The following is a 14,261-nucleotide window of genomic DNA, read 5'->3' on the forward strand; positions in this document are numbered from 1 at the left end:
CCTGTGCCACTCTTAAGGCACCCAAATGATGCAGAGGCGGCCCAAAGATGACCACTTCTCACCTACTACCAACCCCTCCGGAGAAGGAGGAGGCGATCTACGGCGCCTGGGAACGCTTTGTGCGAGGTGAGAACGAGATCAGCGGCGTCCGCCCCGAGGTCGCCCTCTCCTGGCAGCGCAGCCGCGACCAATACCAAGTAGACCCCTTCCTAGCCGAAGCCCCAGCCGCAGTCAGCGATGTCACCCACTCCCTTGAACACGATGTCGTCTTCTCCGAACTCGGCTTCCGGGCAGCGGCCATGGTCAACGAGGTCGCCGGACTCAGTGGGGTCATCACCATCGCCGATGCCAACGGCCGGATCCTCTCCGAATGGGGCGATAAAGAAACCCACCGGATGGGCGCAGAGGCCGGACTGGCCCCCTGGCGCTGCTGGTCAGAACGAGCCGTGGGCACCAATGGCATGGGCACCGCATTGGAGAACCCCCGCGCCGTCGTCGTCCGTCGTCAAGAACACTGGTGCCAGGCCTTCCACGACTGGTCCTGCGCAGCCGCCGCCGTCCGCGATGCCGTCACCAAAGCGCCTATCGCAGTGCTGAACATCTCCTGCTGGCGCCGCGAACTGCCCGCCTCCACCACCACCTGGCTGCGCAATGTCACCACCCACACCCAGAGCATGCTGCGCACCCGAGCCCGCGACGGCGGGGCCGAACTGCTCGCCGTCTTCCACCACGAACGCAGCCACACCCCCGCCCCACTGGCAGCAGTAGACACCGCAGGCCGCGTCGTCGTCGCCGATGAGGCCGCCGCCGTCCTGCTGGGGGTACCCGCAGAGGCCGCCGCCGTGGACCCCGCAGTGCGCTGGAATCCCCAGCTGCCCGAACTCATCCGCGCGGCCAAATACGCCACCGAACGCGCCGGCCACGATCCCGACTGGGCCGGCTCCACCCAGATCTGCACCCACCTCGCCGATGACCCCACCCCGGTCTGCATCCGCCCGGTCTTCCAATACGGCAATCTGGTGGGCCACCTGGTGACCTTCACAGAGTCCGACGACGAACAGCTCCCCGGAGAAGCCCCACGCCCCGCCGCAACCCCACCAGCCGCCGGCGGCAACGGCGGTCAACCACACCGGGTGATCGGCCAACGCGAAAACCGCATGGTCCTGATGCCCGGAGAGTCAGTGATGCTGGCCGAAACCGAAGGAAACGACGTCTGGCTCACCACTGACCAGGGGCGACTCCAAGCCGCAGCCACCAGCCTCGACAAACTCGACTACGAACTCAGCGCCCTCGGCTTCCTGCGCGTGCACCGCCGGTATGTGGTCAACCTCAACCGGGTCCAGGAAGTCGAACGGCGCGATAAAGGCGAACTGTTCCTCGTCATGGACGACCCCAAAGCCACAATGGTCCCCGTCTCCCGCCGCAACACCCGCGCGGTCCGCCAGGCCCTGGGGATATAGGGGAACCAGGTTGGAGGACACCAGATGGCCCAGAACCCCGATGCCTATATCGACAAGACCTACGACCAGGCCCTGAACGCCCGGCGGGACACCACAGAGACCCCCGTCGGAGTGCGCCTGGACCTCACCATCCTGCAGCAGCCCCTGGGCGGGACCAGCCCCTTTGAGCAGGACTTCGACTACCCGGCGGCCTTCGAGACCATCGACCTCGAGGAACTCGCCGCCGATATCGACGACATCCTGACCACCTCCCAGGACTGGTGGCCGGCCGACTACGGCCACTACGGGCCACTGATCCTGCGGATGGCCTGGCACTGTGCCGGCACCTACCGGATCGGCGATGGCCGCGGAGGCGCCAATGGGGGTATGCAGCGCTTCCCGCCCCTGAACAGCTGGCCGGATAACCGCAACCTCGACAAAGCCCGCCGGCTGCTCTGGCCGGTGAAACAGAAATACGGCCGCCGGCTCTCCTGGGCCGATCTCATGGTCTTCGCCGGCAACCGAGCCCTGGAATCCATGGGCTTTGCCACCTTCGGCTTCGCCGGCGGACGCATCGACGCCTGGGGCCCCGATGAGACCTACTGGGGACCGGAGAAGACCATGCTCACAGACCAGCGGCACAGCGGAGTCCGGGAGCTCGACGAACCCCTGGCCGCCAGCGAAATGGGGCTGATCTATGTCGACCCCCAGGGGCCGGGAACCCAGCCCGATCCAATCGCCGCAGCCAAGGAGATCCGGCAGACCTTCGCCCGGATGGGCATGAACGACGAGGAGACCGTGGCCCTGATCGCCGGCGGGCACACCTTCGGCAAAACCCACGGCAAAGCCGATCCCGTCGAATCCCTAGGCCCAGAACCCGAGGCAGCCCCCATGGAGGCCCAAGGCCTGGGCTGGCAGTGCACCCACGGCTGCGGAAAAGGGCACGACGCCGTGGGCACCGGACTCGAAGGCATCTGGACCAAAACCCCCACCCAATGGGACAACAGCTTCCTCGAGACCCTCTTCGGCTACGAATGGGATGTGGAACTCAGCCCCGCCGGCCAATGGCAATGGGTGCCCAGCAACGGGGAGGGAACCGGGACAGTCCCCGATCCCTTCGACCCCGAGACCACCCACCACCCCACCATGCTCACCACGGACCTCGCCCTGGCCGAGGACCCCGACTACCGGGAGATCGCCCACCGGTTCCTGCACCACCCAGCAGAATTCGCCGACAGCTTCGCCCGCGCCTGGTTCAAACTCACCCATATCGATATGGGCCCCCGCCACCAGTACCGCGGCCGGCTGGCACCGGCGAAACCCCTGGACTGGCAGGAACCCGACTACAACCCCGAGGGCCAGGCGCTCCCTGAGGATGCCATCAGCGAGATCAGCCAGCGGCTCCTCGACTGCGGGCTCACCCGCGCCCAACTGGTCCGCACCGCCTGGGCGGCAGCAGCCACCTACCGGCACAGCGACCGCCGCGGCGGCACCAATGGGGCACGACTGCGCCTGAGCCCCCAATGCGACTGGGAGGTCAATAACCCCGAGGAGCTCAAGGCAGTACTCGCCGTCCTCGAGGATCTCCTGCAGACCCTCCGCGGCACAGTGGACGGGGCCCAGAACCTCTCGATGGCAGACCTCATTGTCATCGGTGGCTACGCCGCCATCGAAGCCGCAGCCGCCGAGGCCGGCCACCAGATCCCGGTGCGCTTCCAGCCCGGCCGCACCGACCTCACCGAGGACGACCCCCACAACACGGACCCCCTATGGGCCGCGGTGCTGGAACCCAGTGCCGATGGATTCCGCAACTACCCCGAACGACAGGAGCAGGCCACCGAAGCCCTGCCGGTGGAATACCAGCTGATCGATCAGGCCCAACAGCTCTGCCTCGACGCCGCCGAACTCACTGCACTCATCGGCGGGATGCGCGTGCTCGGAGCCACCTACCGGGACCTCCCACACGGGGTCCTGACCCACGCCCCGGGCCGGCTGACCAACGCCTTCTTCAGCAACCTCCTCGACCCCGATGTCTACTGGGAACCCGCCCCGGAGAACTCCCCGGCCGACTACCACGGCATCTGCGGCAGAACCGCCGAGGTCATCTGGACCGCCAGCCGGGTCGACCTACTGTTCACCAGCCACCGCGGCCTGCGAACTCTCGCCGAGGACTACGCCTACGACGACGCCGAAGAACGCTTCGTCCAGGACTTCGCCGCCGCCTGGCACAAAGTCATGACGCTGGGTCTCTAACGGCTGTCACGCCGCCGTCGTCGTTCCCCGTCACAGACCAGAGTGTGACCTGCGTCACGGTGAGCGGTCCTATTGCGAGGGTGAACGGCACCCAAAACGAGCTGGACGGTGGGCCCTGTTGGCAGCCTCTCCAAGTGCCTAGCGTTAGGGGCAATTCGAAGGCGCACCCAGGAAAAAACACACTCAAGGAGGCGATGTCCGATGACCATGTCGGACGTACCAACTGACCTAGTCCGAGACCTCGGACTGGACCAACAGAATGCAGCAACGATCGGTCAGGTGCTGGGCACCGGGTCGATCGCCGAGGCCACCGTCCGCGATGACGGCACTATGGAGGCCACCATTCGGATCAGGGAAGATTCGATGAGTTGGGATCCGGCCGTGCTGGTTATGCCACGCGGCGGCGAAATCGAACTCACCGTCATCAACGATGACAAGAACACTCACGCCTGCCTACTGCCCAGCAACGGGGACCAGAAGTTCCTATGGCTGCTGAACCACTCCAAAGGCAAGGCCACACTCACCCTCGACGGCCCCGGCTACTACTGGTACAGCTCCCCGGGCGGAAATGACGAAGGCCGCGGGCTCACCGCAGCCATCGTCGTCCAGGGTGAAGTGCCGCCCGAGGCTCGGCTAGACCGGCCCGAGCAGCCCCGCCCCACCAAGGAGGACAACTCATGACACTCGAATATGTCGATGCCGGCGAGGCCATCAACCACGGTGCCCTCAGCAATGTCTCCGGCACAGCCCCGAAAACCAGCAATGTCGACTACGAACGGCTGCTCACCGCCCGGGACGAACCGAATAACTGGATGACCTACTTCGGTGCCTATGACGGCCAGCGCTACAGCCTGCTGGACCAGATCAACACCGAAAACGTCAAGAAACTAGGCCCCGCGTGGATCTTCCAGGCCGGCATGTCAGGCCAGATCGCCGGTGCCTCCACCTATGCCTTCGAGGCCTGCCCCCTGGTGGTCGACGGCGTCATGTACGTCACCGGCTGGGACGGCTGGTTCTGGTGTCTCAACGCCGAGACCGGTGAAGAGCTCTGGCGGTATAAACACGCCGTACCCTTCGATGTCTCCCTCTGCTGCGGAAACGTCAACCGCGGCTGCGCGGTGGCCAATGGCCGGGTCTACTTCGTAACCCCCAACGCCCAGCTGGTCTGCCTCGATGCCACCAATGGCGAGAAGATCTTCCAGCGCACCATCGGCGATGTCCGAGCAGGCGAAAGCGCCTCCCTGGCACCGACGGTGGTCAAAGACACCCTGATCACCGGCAGTGCCGGTGGAGAGTTCGGCGTCCGCGGACATGTCGACTGCTGGGACCTCGAAACCGGCGAACAGCGCTGGCGGACCTATATGGTCCCCAAGCCCGGTGAACCAGGCTCCGAGACCTGGCCCGATGATGGGGAAGCCTGGGCCCGCGGCGGCGGTAACCACTGGTGCACCGGAACCTATGACCCCGAGCTGAACCTCTACTACGCAGGAACCGGTAACCCCGCACCAGATTTCGACGGCGAAGTCCGCGAAGGCGACAACCTCTACACCGACAGTGTGGTCGCCCTCGATGTCGATACCGGCGAGATCAAATGGCACTACCAGTTCACCCCACATGACCTCTGGGACTACGACTCCACCATGGAGATGACCCTCTTCGAACGCGACGGCAAGAAACTGCTGGGCCACTTCGATAAGAACGGGTACTTCTTCGTCCTGGACCGCACCAATGGGGAACTGCAGCATGTCACCCCCTTCGTCGACCGCATCGACTGGGGCGTGATCTCCCGCGACGGCAAGGTCACCCCCAGGAAATACCCGGAGAAGGAGGGCGATCCCGTCCACTTCTACCCCGGCCCAGCTGGGGCGAAGGAATGGACCCATGCGGCCTACCACCCAGAACACGACCTCTTCTACGTCCCGGTAGCGGATGTGGGAGCCACGGCCACCCGCCGTCGTCGTGAATTCCGGGAAGGAATGCCCTACTGGGGAGCAGCCGTGCAGGTCGATATCGACGATATGGCCGGTTCGGTCAGCGCCTTCGACTCCCATGGAGAGGAGAAATGGCGCCACCGGCTGGACTACCCCATGGCGGCCTCAATATTGACCACCGCCGGCAATCTGGTCTTCGCCGGCACCCCGACCGGGGAGTATCTGGCCCTACATGCCGAGACGGGCGAGAAGCTGTGGGAATTCCAATGTGGCAGCGGGCACCACAGCAGCCCCTCAACCTACTCGGTCAACGGCAAACAATACATCGTGGTGCCGGTGGGCTGGGGTGGATGGCTCGAGGGCATCATCCCCGGGATGCTCGGAGCCGGCCATGGCAGTGCGTTGATCGCCTTCGCCCTGCCGGACTAAGGAGAAAGGAGAAACAGATGGAGAAGCCTCAGAAGACCTGGGAGACCCCCACTGTCACCGAGGTCCGCGTATCGGCCGAAGTGACCGCCTACGTGGCGACCATGGAGGACTGATCCCAAAAAGCTGAAACGGGGGTGCAGGGGCACTGATGACCTGCGCCCCCGTCTTTCAGTCCACTCAACCAACCGCCACAGAGGGGAGAACTATCCGTGTGGGTACGAGTACTGGGTTCAGCAGCCGGCGGCGGATTCCCTCAGTGGAACTGCGTATGCCCCAGTTGCCGGGCCGTAAGGACCGGATCCCGACCCGCCACCGCCCGCAGCCAGTCATCTATTGCGGTCAGCCCCGACAGAGAAGCCTGGTACCTGCTCAACGCCTCACCGGATATCCAATCCCAGATCGAGTCCTTCGAGGCCCTGCACCCCGATGAAGGCCGAGTGGTCCGGCTCAAAGCTGTACTGCTCACCGACGCCGAACTCGACCACACCCTCGGGCTGCTGCTGATGCGCGAAGGCCGCGGACTCCAGATCCACGGCACCGAATCCATCCAAGAAACCCTCACCAGCGGCACCGGGGTCCTACGCACCCTCGAGGCCTACTGCCCGGTGGAGTGGCGACAGGTGATCCCCGGCAATGAAGTACCCCTGGGTGAACACCTCACCTACCGGGCCTTTAACGTCCCCACCCAGAAGACCATGCGCTTCCCCGGGGCCGAGGAATATGGCCGGGTGATCGGCTACCGGATCACCGACAGCCGCACCGGCAAATCCCTGGTCTACCTCCCCGGGGTCCAAGAGCTCACTGACGAGCTCATGCTGGAACTGGAAGGGGCAACCGGACTGCTGATCGACGGCACCTGCTGGACCGATGACGAAATGCCCAGTCTCGGCCTAGCCGCCAAGACCTCCCGGGATATGGGCCATATGCCCATCAGCGGAGAGCACGGCAGCCTTCAGCGGCTGGCCCCACTGCCCATCGAGCACAAGATCTACATCCACATCAACAACACCAACCCCATCCTGCTGGAGGACTCCCCGGAACGGGAGGCCCTCACCCGCCACGGCATGAAGGTGGCAGCAGACGGGATGGAACTGCAGATCTGAGGAGAGCACTATGACCCTGACCGCACCCACCCCGCAGGACACCCACGGCGTGCTCTCCCCAGACGACCTCGAAGCCGCCCTGCGCGAACATGTGCAGAGCTACCACCACCAGCACCCCTTCCACCTGCGGATGAACCGGGGCGAATCCACCCCGGAGGAGATCCGCGGCTGGGTGGCCAACCGCTTCTACTACCAGGTCAATATCCCGCGGAAAGACGCCGCGATCCTCAGCAGCTGCCCCCACCCGGAGATCCGCCGCCGCTGGGTGCGCCGCATCACCGACCACGACGGCACCCACCCCGGTGAGGGCGGTATCGAAAACTGGATCCGCCTCGGTGAGGCCGTGGGCCTGCACCGGGAGAAGCTGACCGCACATCAGCATCTGCTACCCGGGGTCCGCTTCGCCGTCGACGCCTATGTCACCTTCACCCGCACCCGCGGCTGGGTGGAGGCAGTGGCCTCCTCACTGACCGAACTCTTCGCACCGAATCTGATGGCCAAACGGCTCGAGGCCTTCGAGTGCCACTACACCTGGATCGACCCCGCCGCCCTGGCCTATTTCCGCGCGAGGATCGACCAGGCGCCCCGCGATTCCGAACACGGTCTGGAGATCGTTCGCGAATACTGCACCACCGCCGAAAGCCAGGCGGCGGCCATCTCTGCCCTGTCCTTCAAATGCGATGTTCTCTGGAGTCAGCTCGATGCTATCGACCAGGCCTATGGCCCCCGCTGAATCACTCAACCCCACGGCCAGACCCCGGCTCCGCTCCGGAGTGCGGATGCGCTTCGACGCCTCCCGCAACCAGCATGTGCTGCTCTCCCCGGAGGCGATCCTGGTGCTCAACCCCACCGGGGCGGAGATCCTCGAACTCTGCGACGGCAGCCGCAGCATCGCCGAGATCCAGGACCAGCTGGCCCAACAGTACGGAGAGGCCAAAACCGAGGAGATCAACAGTTTCCTGGCAGAACTCATCAACCGACGCGGAATCGAGGTAACCGATGACTGACACCGCCGTCGCCCCGGCAGCCGCCCCCACCGAGCTGGAACAGCCCTTCGGAGTGCTGGCTGAACTGACCTACGCCTGTCCGCTGCACTGCGGCTACTGCTCCAATCCGGTGGAGATGGAGCGCTACCGCAATGAACTCACCACCGAGGAATGGCAGCGGGTCTTCGCCGAAGCAGCCGACCTCGGGGTCCTGCAGCTGCACCTCTCCGGCGGGGAGCCCATGCTGCGCAAGGACATCACCGAACTGGTCGGCACCGCCCATGACCTCGGGATGTACACCAACCTCATCACCAGCGGACTCGGATTTAACCGCCGACGAGCCGAGGCGCTGCGCGAGGCCGGACTGGACCACGTCCAACTGAGCATCCAGGCCGATGAGCAGACCCTCTCCGACAAAATCGCCGGCACCACCTCCTTTGAGCGCAAACAGGAGGTGGCCGAACTGGTCCAGGAACTGGACTGGCCGATGACCCTGAACGTCGTACTGCACCGGCAGAACATCGACCGCATCGGCGGCATCCTGGAGATGGCCCACCGGATGGGGGCTGACCGTGTGGAACTGGCCAATACCCAGTACTACGGCTGGGCCGGACTCAACCGCAGCCAGCTGATGCCCACCCGCGAACAGCTGGCCGAGGCCGAAACGGTGGTCCGCGAGGCCAAGGAACGCCTGGGCACCAGTATGGAGATCATCTACGTGATCCCCGACTACTACAGCAGCTACCCCAAACCCTGTATGGACGGCTGGGCCCGCCGCCAGTTCACCATCATCCCCACCGGTGAGGCGCTTCCCTGCCCCACCGCCCATGAGGTCATCCGCGGCCACGGCCTGGACCCAGTCACCGTCCGGGAACACTCCCTGCAGTGGATCTGGGAATCCTCCCCGGTCTTCAACCTCTTCCGCGGAACCGACTGGATGCCCGAACCCTGCTCCAGCTGCCCCCGCAAAGAGATCGACTTCGGCGGCTGCCGCTGCCAGGCCTTCGCCCTGACCGGCGATGCCGCCCGCACCGATCCGGTCTGCCACCTCTCCCCGGACCACGAACTGGTCACCGGGGCAGTGGAGGCAGCCAATGACCCCACCCGGCCCCAACCGGGGGAACTGATCCCACGGCCCAACCCAGGACGGCGATCATGACACCACAGGACTCTGCGAAAACCCCCAGCTGGCTGCTGCTGATCTACCGGGTCCCCAGCGAACCCTCCCGACTGCGAGCCATGGTCTGGCGAAGACTGAAATCCGCCGGGGCGGTCTACCTCGCCAACTCCGTGGCCGCCCTGCCCCATTCACCCACCGCCGAGCGGGTGATGCGCAAACTCCGCGCCGAGGTTGAGGATATGGGCGGGTCCGGCCAACTGCTCCATGCCGAAACCCTGGTCGGGGCAGAGCAGATCGTCGCCTCCTTCAACACCGCCCGGGACGCCGAATACGCCGAACTCCTGGGCCGCTGCGAGGACTTCCACGCAGAACTGGCCAAGGAGACCCAGGCGCAGAAATTCACCTATGCCGAACTCGAGGAGAACGAGGAGGATCTGGTGAAACTCAGCGCCTGGCTGGACAAAATCGATGAACGCGACACCCTGGAAGCCGCCCGCGGCGCCGAGGCCCGGCAGGCGGTCCAAGACTGCGTGAGCGCACTGAACGAATTCGCCGAACACGTCTACGCCGCAGAACTGGAGGGGCATACCGCGCTCTCAACGGGCACCCGCTGAGCACCATGGACTTAGTGGCCCTCCTCTCGAGCCTGGGAACTGTCTTCCTGGTCGAGATGCCCGATGCCACCTTCCTGGCCATCCTGGTGCTGGCCACCCGCTACCGGGCACTGCTGGTCTGGATCGGGGCCGCAGCGGCCTTCACCATCCAGACCGGTGTGGCCGTGGCCCTGGGCACAGTCGCGACCCTGCTGCCGCGGACCCCCATGCTCATCATCGTCGGCTGTCTGTTCATCATCGGGGCGGTGATGCTCTTCCGCGAAGCCCGAGAACACCAAACCGACGACGACGCCGAAGCCGAGGAATTAGCCGAGGCCGAGCAGAAGGTATCGGCCAAAGCAAAACCAGCCACCGGCGGCAAAGTAATCGCCATCTCCTTTGTGGTGCTGCTCTTCGCTGAATTCGGCGACCTCTCGCATCTGCTGATCATTTCCCTGGTGGCCCGCTACGAGGCTCCCATCGAGGTCTTCAGTGGCTCACTGCTGGCCCTGCTGATCGTCGCCGCGCTCGCAGTCACCGCAGGTCAAGCTTTTCTGAAGCTGATCAAAATCCATATCGTCTTCTACCTCGGAGCCGTCCTCTGCCTCCTGCTGGCCGCCGGAGTCGCCTGGGATGTCCTGACCGATACAGGAGTCATCTAACCGCCGTTATTTCTCATTGGTGACCGTCGTTGTTGGGTAAATGTGTCGCCATCGTCGTGAATTTATTTGCCTCTGTGATGCACTTCACAGGCGAGTTAATCGCAATTAGGCTGAAAGTGACCATGCAGAACTCAACGGTGAGGAGACACAGTGGCCAAGGTTGCGGTGGAGAAGAAATGGACACTCAGCAGTGCCTGTGCGGCAATGATCAGCCTGCCGGCCCTGGCCGCCTGCGGAGCGACTGCCACCCAGGGCGACGACGATGACGCCCTGACGGTTTACTCCGGCCGCAGTGAGGGAAATGTGGAGGAACTCTTCGAACAGTTCGAGGAGGACACCGGCATCGAACTCGATGTCCGCTACGGCGACAGTGCGGAACTGACCTCCCAGATCCTCGAGGAGGGGGAGGCAACCCCAGCCGATGTGTACTTCACCCTGGAGGTCGGCGGTATCAACGCCCTGAACGACCAGGGCTATATCGCCACCCTTCCCGACCACATCCTGGAGATGGTGCCCGAGAGCTTCCAGGTCCCCGATGGCAGCTGGGTCGGCACCGCCGCCCGGGCCAGGGTCATCGGCTATAACCCCGAGAACATCTCGGTGGATGACCTGCCTGAATCTGCCTATGAGCTCACCGAACCCGAATGGGAGGGCAGGCTGGGCATCGCCCCCAGCAACTCCTCATTCCAAGCGTTCCTCAGCGGATTCCGCGCCCTGGAGGGGGATGAGGCGACCCAGCAGTGGCTCAACGATATTGCTGCCAATGACCCCGAAATCTTCGATAACAACCGGGCGATCATCGAGGGCATCGAACAGGGCGTGGTCGACGTCGGACTGGTCAATCACTACTACCACATCCGCCAGATCGAAGAGGATGGTGAAGAAAACGTCGACTGGGACACCCACTATGTCACCGGCGGAGATCCCATCGGTATTCCGGTGATCGCCGGAATCTCAGTGCTTGAGGGCAGCCAGATGCAGGAGGAGGCCCATGAGCTGATCGAATTCCTGCTCTCGGAGGAGGCCCAGCAGTACTTCGCCGATGAGACCCATGAATACCCCGTAGTGGACGGTATCGAATCCCAGCATGACGAACTGGTTCCACTCGGCGAACTCGGCACACCCCCGGTGGAACTGGCTGAGGTCGCAGATATGGAACGGACCCTGGAAATGCTGCGAGATGCAGGGCTGCTGTGATTCGGGGTGTTCCAACTAGCTAACCGGGACGTCAGAACAGAACGGCGACGCCTGCCCCGATGGGTCAACAGATTCCGGCGGCTCCCGCTGCTGCTGACCGCAGCCGGACTGGCCGTGGCCGCCATCGTCCTGGTTCCGCTCTACCACCTCATTCTGCGGGCCTTCGAACGCGGACCGGGGTATGTGCTGGAGATGGCCTTCTCCGAACGCAATGCCGAACTGCTCTGGCGGACCGGGGTGCTGGCGGTGACCGTCACTGCCTCCTGCCTGGTCATCGGGGTGGCCTGCGCCTGGCTGATCACCCGCAGCGATATCCCCTTCCGGCGTACTCTCGGGGTCCTGTTCACCCTGCCGCTGGCAGTTCCCTCCCTGGTGGCCGGCTCCGCCTGGCTCTCGGTCTGGCCCGGGATCGCCGGCTTCGGCGGTGTCTTCCTGGTGCTGACCCTGGGCTCCTATCCCTTTGTGATGCTGCCGGTGATGGCCGCCCTGCGCAGCGGAGACATCGCCACCGAGGAGGCCGCCCGCTCCCTGGGCAAAGGACCGGTGCGCACCTTCTTCCTGGTCACCGTACGCGGGGTTCGCCCGGCTGCCGCCGCCGGTTCTCTGCTGACCATGCTCTATGTGCTCGGTGACTTCGCTGCGCCCTCGCTGATGCGGTACGAGACCTTCACCATCGGGATCTTCGCCAGCTACCGGGGAGCCTTCGACCGGACACCGGCAGCGATCTTCGGCTGTGTGCTGGTTCTGGTGGCCGCGATCATCATGATCATGGAACGCCGGGCCCGCGGGAAAGCCGCCCGGTTCGGTCAGATCCGGGTGGGCAAGGGAGTCAGCAGCCGGCCCCCGGTGGTGCCCCTGGGCAGGGCGAAATGGCCGGCCTTCATCGGGTCACTCGGCCTACTAGGCGGGGCCATCGGGTTCCCGGTCGGCATCGTCATCCAGTGGTTCATCTCCGGAAGCTCCCGGGGCTTCGATATGGAGCGGATCGTGGAGACCACGGCCAATACGCTGTGGTTCTCTGCCGGCGGTGCCCTGCTGGCAGTGGTGATGGCCTTCCCCATTGCAGTTCTGGCCGCCCGGCATGACAGCACCCTGTCGAGGTCCCTGGAGTCAGTCAGCTATCTCGGCCACGCACTGCCGGCGATCACCATCGGGCTGGCCTTCGTCTTCGTCGGTATCCGGGTGGTGCCCGGCTGGTATCAGCAGACCCCGCTGTTGGTGCTGGCCTATGCAGTGCTCTTCCTGCCCCTGGCGGTGGTGGCCGTCCGGGCCGGGATTGCCGCCGCACCGGCCAGCCTGGAGGAGGTCTCCCGCTCGCTGGGTAAGAACGGCATCATCACTCACCTGCGGGTGACCATCCCCCTGGCCATCCCGGGGGTGGCAGCCGGGGTGGCACTGGTCTTCCTCTCCGCGGCCAAGGAGCTGCCGGCGACCCTGCTGCTGCGGCCTACCGGGGCGAACACCCTGACCACGGAGATGTGGACGCTGACCAACCGGATGATGTTCGCCGCCTCGGCACCCTATGCGCTGCTGCTGTTACTGGTCTCAGCGATCCCCGCACTGGTGATGGGCCTGGCTGTGATCGAGCGGAAGAAGAAACGAGAGGGTAAACAGAAATGGCAGATGTAGAGATCCGCGGACTCCAGGCGGGGTTCGGCGGTAGCACAGTGCTCAATGGGGTGGACTTCACCGTGCCCAGTGGATCCATCGCCGCAGTCCTGGGACCCTCCGGCTGCGGGAAGACCACCCTGCTGCGCAGTATCGCCGGATTCCACCGGCCCACCGAGGGTGAGGTACGCATCGATGGCCGCGTGGTCGAAAGTCCCCGGGAACATATCCCGCCGGAGCGCAGGGGAGTGGGGCTGGTGCCGCAGGAGGGGGCGCTGTTTCCGCATCTGTCAGTGGCCGGAAATATCGGCTTCGGACTCGGTTCCAAACGTAAGGCAAAGCAGCGGGTGGAGCAGATGCTGGAGATGGTGGGGCTGCAGGGTTTTGCCGACCGGATGCCCCAGGAGCTCTCCGGGGGCCAGCAGCAGCGGATCGCCCTGGCCCGGGCGCTGGCCCCGAACCCGCAGATGATCCTTTTGGATGAGCCCTTCAGCTCCCTGGACGCCGGGCTGCGCACCGAACTGCGCGAGGATGTCGCACGGGTCATCCGCCTGGCCGGGGCCACCGCCTTGGTGGTCACCCATGACCAGGCCGAGGCGATGAGTATGGCCGATATTGTGGCGGTGATGCAGGGCGGGGATATCTCCCAGACCGGCACACCCCGGGAGGTCTACGCCGAGCCGGCCACCCTGGATATCGCCCTACTGCTGGGGGAGGTCATCGTGCTCGAGGCCCCACAGCAGGATCAGGTGAAGATCCTGCGTCCCGAACAGCTCAGGGCCCGGCCGAACCAGCCGGGGGAGCTTCCCAATGCGGTGGTGACCGATACCCATTTCTATGGGCACGACGCCGCCCTGCTGCTGGAACCGCTGGATGATTCCCTCGGGCGAGTGCTCAGTGATGCCGGGCGTCTGCGTACCCGCACCCACGGGGCCACCGA

General features: G+C 64.8%; 13 protein-coding genes and 1 pseudogene. All 14 read left to right on the top strand.

Features of this window, described 5'->3' with window-relative positions; translation table 11 throughout:
• The first annotated feature begins 47 nt into the window (after positions 1-47).
• A complete protein-coding gene (locus HGQ17_RS07750) occupies positions 48-1,460 on the top strand; it encodes a DNA-binding protein (protein WP_168887382.1) in 1,413 nt (470 codons plus the stop codon).
• Between the two features lie 24 nt (positions 1,461-1,484).
• Positions 1,485-3,692, top strand: coding sequence for a catalase/peroxidase HPI (gene katG, locus HGQ17_RS07755; protein ID WP_168887383.1), 2,208 nt, complete (start codon positions 1,485-1,487; stop codon positions 3,690-3,692).
• A 201-nt stretch (positions 3,693-3,893) separates the two neighbouring features.
• Positions 3,894-4,373, top strand: a complete 480-nt coding sequence (locus HGQ17_RS07760; RefSeq protein ID WP_168887384.1) for an MSMEG_3727 family PQQ-associated protein — start codon at positions 3,894-3,896, stop codon at positions 4,371-4,373.
• A complete protein-coding gene (locus HGQ17_RS07765) occupies positions 4,370-6,052 on the top strand; it encodes a PQQ-dependent dehydrogenase, methanol/ethanol family (protein WP_168887385.1) in 1,683 nt (560 codons plus the stop codon). The genes HGQ17_RS07760 and HGQ17_RS07765 overlap by 4 nt, the downstream gene beginning before the upstream one ends.
• Positions 6,053-6,069: 17 nt before the next feature.
• Positions 6,070-6,165 carry a pyrroloquinoline quinone precursor peptide PqqA gene (pqqA, locus tag HGQ17_RS07770; RefSeq protein ID WP_168887386.1) on the top strand — a complete coding sequence of 32 codons (96 nt, stop codon included), beginning with the start codon at positions 6,070-6,072 and terminating at the stop codon, positions 6,163-6,165.
• Positions 6,166-6,261: 96 nt separating this feature from the next.
• Positions 6,262-7,155, top strand: a complete 894-nt coding sequence (gene pqqB / locus HGQ17_RS07775; RefSeq protein WP_168887387.1) for a pyrroloquinoline quinone biosynthesis protein PqqB — start codon at positions 6,262-6,264, stop codon at positions 7,153-7,155.
• 10 nt (positions 7,156-7,165) lie between these two features.
• Positions 7,166-7,888 (top strand): pyrroloquinoline-quinone synthase PqqC, encoded by a 723-nt coding sequence (pqqC, locus tag HGQ17_RS07780; protein WP_168887388.1) that lies wholly within the window; start codon positions 7,166-7,168, stop codon positions 7,886-7,888.
• Positions 7,875-8,162 carry a pyrroloquinoline quinone biosynthesis peptide chaperone PqqD gene (gene pqqD / locus HGQ17_RS07785; protein ID WP_168887389.1) on the top strand — a complete coding sequence of 96 codons (288 nt, stop codon included), beginning with the start codon at positions 7,875-7,877 and terminating at the stop codon, positions 8,160-8,162. The genes pqqC and pqqD overlap by 14 nt, the downstream gene beginning before the upstream one ends.
• Entirely contained in the window at positions 8,155-9,300 is a 1,146-nt protein-coding gene (gene pqqE, locus HGQ17_RS07790; protein WP_211090528.1) for a pyrroloquinoline quinone biosynthesis protein PqqE, read from the top strand. Before pqqD ends, pqqE begins: the two co-directional genes overlap by 8 nt.
• Positions 9,297-9,875, top strand: coding sequence for a Chromate resistance protein ChrB (locus tag HGQ17_RS07795; protein ID WP_168887390.1), 579 nt, complete (start codon positions 9,297-9,299; stop codon positions 9,873-9,875). The genes pqqE and HGQ17_RS07795 overlap by 4 nt, the downstream gene beginning before the upstream one ends.
• A 14-nt stretch (positions 9,876-9,889) precedes the next feature.
• On the top strand, positions 9,890-10,516 hold the full coding sequence (locus tag HGQ17_RS07800) for a TMEM165/GDT1 family protein (protein ID WP_211090529.1): 627 nt from the start codon (positions 9,890-9,892) through the stop codon (positions 10,514-10,516).
• Positions 10,517-10,666: 150 nt separating this feature from the next.
• The gene (locus tag HGQ17_RS07805) at positions 10,667-11,713 is read left to right on the top strand and encodes an extracellular solute-binding protein (RefSeq protein WP_168887392.1); all 1,047 of its coding nucleotides are present in this window, start codon (positions 10,667-10,669) and stop codon (positions 11,711-11,713) included.
• Positions 11,714-11,719: 6 nt separating this feature from the next.
• Positions 11,720-13,342, top strand: coding sequence for an ABC transporter permease (locus tag HGQ17_RS07810; protein ID WP_211090530.1), 1,623 nt, complete (start codon positions 11,720-11,722; stop codon positions 13,340-13,342).
• A pseudogene (locus HGQ17_RS15280) lies at positions 13,330-13,800 on the top strand (ABC transporter ATP-binding protein); the annotation flags it as partial. The gene HGQ17_RS07810 and the pseudogene HGQ17_RS15280, both read left to right, overlap by 13 nt.
• Positions 13,801-14,261: the final 461 nt, after the last annotated feature.

Origin of the sequence: Nesterenkonia sedimenti, from assembly GCF_012641515.1 — a bacterium.
GTDB classification, from domain to species: Bacteria; Actinomycetota; Actinomycetes; order Actinomycetales; family Micrococcaceae; genus Nesterenkonia; species Nesterenkonia sedimenti.